Below are 2,830 nucleotides of genomic sequence, written 5' to 3' on the forward strand. Positions count from 1 at the left end.
CCATTAGCAATTAGCCATTATGGAGAGGGTGTAATTTGCGGTTGTCTGGCTTTTTCAGCAATGGCACTTTTCATAACTTTTACCATTTGCAGTACCACGACAGATAAAAACACGCTGACTACATCACTAACTAAAAACCAGAAAGGCTCTATTTCTGAATTCTGTCTTTGCATTCTTGACATTTCCCGGTTCAATATATTTGAGCCAATAGTTAAAGCGTAAAACCCTCCAATTAGCGGATCTAGCTGCTCGGCCCACTGTGTGAATTCTCCCCCTTCCTGCTTAAATGTATTGCCAAATGTTGAGAGTGTATTCCAAATTCCCCAAAAGCTGTATATCGGGATCAAAAATCTTGCCAGTGCTCCTCCTGGCGTGATGGGATAATCCTTAAAGAGAACCTTGAGATCGACGTGCAGACGATATAGCCATACTAGCCAAAGCACTAACGCAACCAAGCCTATAAAAAGTGCAACAAATAGCAAAATCTCTTGTAGACCTTGAAGCGCATCAGAAATAGTCGGTGCTATTACTTTAAGCAAAGAGAAAATTAGGGAAATGATGGTTAACGATAAGTTAGCCCAAAGAAACTGCATTAATAATCGACTAACTCCGTGGGACTTGAGAGGAGTCGCTGCATCAAAATTATTCATTAAGCCTCCAAGAAAATCTGCCGCAGGGGGGTGATACCCACAGCATACACGACTATACCAGTTTACCTTTTTTTGTAGAGAACGGTAATGCCGAGAGGCTGTTACACTGAGAGTAGCTTAAATAAGTAATTGACTGCGGGGATAGCTTTTAAAGAGAGAAGCAAGACGCGATCGCACTCATTCATCTTTCGTAAATTTCCCGGCGATGACCAACTTCCACAATTTTGATAGTGAAATTTTCATCATCAATATTGTAGATTACTCGATAATCGCCAATCCGAATTCGCCATCGGTTTTCTTGACCCTTTAACTTGACACAACCAGGCGGACGCGGGTCATTGGTTAAAGCCTGAATTTTAGGAGAAATCCGGCTACTGATATCAAGTGGGAGAGAATCTAGTTCTTTTTCAGCCGTTCGTGCAAAAACAATTAGGTAGTCAGACACTCAACTTACCCTTCTCCATCAGTTTAAGTTTAACTTCTCCCCAAGGCACAGTAGGTTCCTTCTCACGCTCGTCAGCAATTATGCCGTCATAGACATCTTCCCAGAGTTCGCCGTGTTTATCAAATTCTAGAAGTACGGCAATATTTTCACCTTTGTCATTAATTAAAAACTGAAAATCAGTTGATTCTCCCAATTCTGCTAAAACATCTACCCAAAATTGACTGTGTTCTTTGAGGTCAACAATTGCAGCAGTTTTCTTGCCTTGGTTGTCCGTTAAAAATTGAACTCCACGCATGGTATAGTTTTTCATCTCGGTGTTTGCAAACATTGAATATGTATATTATAATAAATTAGCATGAACGATCGATCTTGGTTAAAACTACTGCAAAAACACCGCGCGATCGCGGTCATCCGTTCCCCAAAAATGGAACTGGGAGCGCTGATGGCTAAAGCTATAGCAAAGGGAGGAATTCAGTTAATTGAAATTACCTGGAATAGCGATCGCGCATCTGAGCTAATTTCCCAATTGCGCTCGGAATTGCCAGAGTTTACAATTGGTACTGGTACGCTCTTAAACTTAGAGCAGCTAGATCGAGCTGTTGAGTGTGGTGCTCAATTTCTCTTTACTCCCCACACCGATTTAGCTATGATTGAAGCCGCAGTTAATGCGGGTATACCAATAATTCCTGGTGCTTTCTCGCCTACGGAAATTGTTAGCGCCTGGCAAGCTGGCGCTAGCTGTGTTAAGGTGTTTCCCATCTCAGCAACAGGAGGTGCTAGCTACATTAAAAGTTTGCAAGGCCCACTGGGTAATATTCCCCTAATTCCTACTGGAGGTGTTACTCTGGAAAATGCTAAAATCTTTATCGAAGCAGGCGCGATCGCGGTGGGTTTGGCAGGGGATTTGTTTCCTCAACAGCTAGTAGAAACTGGAGATTGGGACGCGATCGCACAGTTGGCTCGTAATCTTGTAAAGAATTTAACCTGAAGGGTAAAGATTAGGCAAGAATGCTATAACAGATAAGTTGCCTGCGATTTGGATAAAATCTTTAGCTATATTATGTAAATGGGAAACCCTGAAATTATCTAGTTTTCCAAACCTCAGAGGTGTGAAGAATGAAAAACATTATTAGCTCAATTTGGTTGCGTCGCGCTATAACTTTGTGTGCTTGTAGTGCTTTGAGCATTTCCGCTTTGTGTGGCACGTCAACTCCGGCAACGGCAAACGAGGCACACAACAAAATTGCTTATAGAATTATGCAGTTACAACAATCCAATCAACGATGGATTGAAATTGACTTATCCCGGCAGCGATTGGTAGCTTGGGAAGGTAATAAAGCAGTTTATGCAGTTATTGTTTCTACAGGTAAGTCATCGACTCCTACCCGCGTTGGGACTTTTGCTATTCAAACTAAGTACGTCAGTACCCGGATGACTGGGGATGACTATGATTTGCCCAATGTTCCTTATACAATGTATTACGACGGTGGCAATGCAATTCACGGGGCTGGCTGGCATAATTTGTTTGGCAATCCCGTCACTCACGGCTGCACAAATGTTGCAGTTAATCATGCTAAATGGCTGTTTGAATGGGCTGATGTAGGCACGCCTGTGGTAGTACATAAATCTTAATTGTTAGTTGTTAATTGTTAGTTGTTAGTTGTTGGTTGTTGGTTGTTGGTTGTTAGCAATAAATTGTAAGGTGGGCGCTCGCCGCAACCATCTTCTTCTATGA

General features: G+C 42.2%; 5 protein-coding genes. 2 read left to right on the forward strand and 3 right to left on the reverse strand.

The genetic code is table 11. The annotated features are described in order from the left end of the window. Positions 1 to 17 precede the first annotated feature (17 nt). The 3 genes from PN499_RS03335 to PN499_RS03345 all read right to left on the reverse strand — a co-directional run bounded on the left by PN499_RS03335 (position 18) and on the right by PN499_RS03345 (position 1,423). The gene (locus PN499_RS03335) at positions 18 to 650 is read right to left on the reverse strand and encodes a hypothetical protein (RefSeq protein WP_272030266.1); all 633 of its coding nucleotides are present in this window, start codon (positions 648 to 650) and stop codon (positions 18 to 20) included. Positions 651 to 831: 181 nt separating this feature from the next. After that, the gene (locus tag PN499_RS03340) at positions 832 to 1,095 is read right to left on the reverse strand and encodes a type II toxin-antitoxin system RelE family toxin (protein WP_272030267.1); all 264 of its coding nucleotides are present in this window, start codon (positions 1,093 to 1,095) and stop codon (positions 832 to 834) included. After that, the gene (locus PN499_RS03345) at positions 1,088 to 1,423 is read right to left on the reverse strand and encodes a hypothetical protein (RefSeq protein ID WP_272030269.1); all 336 of its coding nucleotides are present in this window, start codon (positions 1,421 to 1,423) and stop codon (positions 1,088 to 1,090) included. The genes PN499_RS03340 and PN499_RS03345 overlap by 8 nt, the downstream gene beginning before the upstream one ends. Positions 1,424 to 1,450: 27 nt before the next feature. Between PN499_RS03345 and PN499_RS03350 the strand changes: the two genes are divergently transcribed. Together PN499_RS03350 and PN499_RS03355 are read left to right on the forward strand one after the other, a co-directional pair. After that, the gene (locus PN499_RS03350) at positions 1,451 to 2,083 is read left to right on the forward strand and encodes a bifunctional 4-hydroxy-2-oxoglutarate aldolase/2-dehydro-3-deoxy-phosphogluconate aldolase (protein ID WP_272030270.1); all 633 of its coding nucleotides are present in this window, start codon (positions 1,451 to 1,453) and stop codon (positions 2,081 to 2,083) included. A 128-nt stretch (positions 2,084 to 2,211) separates the two neighbouring features. Further along, complete coding sequence (locus PN499_RS03355; protein WP_272030271.1) at positions 2,212 to 2,727, forward strand: L,D-transpeptidase; 516 nt, start codon at positions 2,212 to 2,214, stop codon at positions 2,725 to 2,727. Positions 2,728 to 2,830: the final 103 nt, after the last annotated feature.

This window comes from Kamptonema animale CS-326, from assembly GCF_028330895.1.
Classification (GTDB): Bacteria; Cyanobacteriota; Cyanobacteriia; order Cyanobacteriales; family Microcoleaceae; genus Kamptonema; species Kamptonema formosum.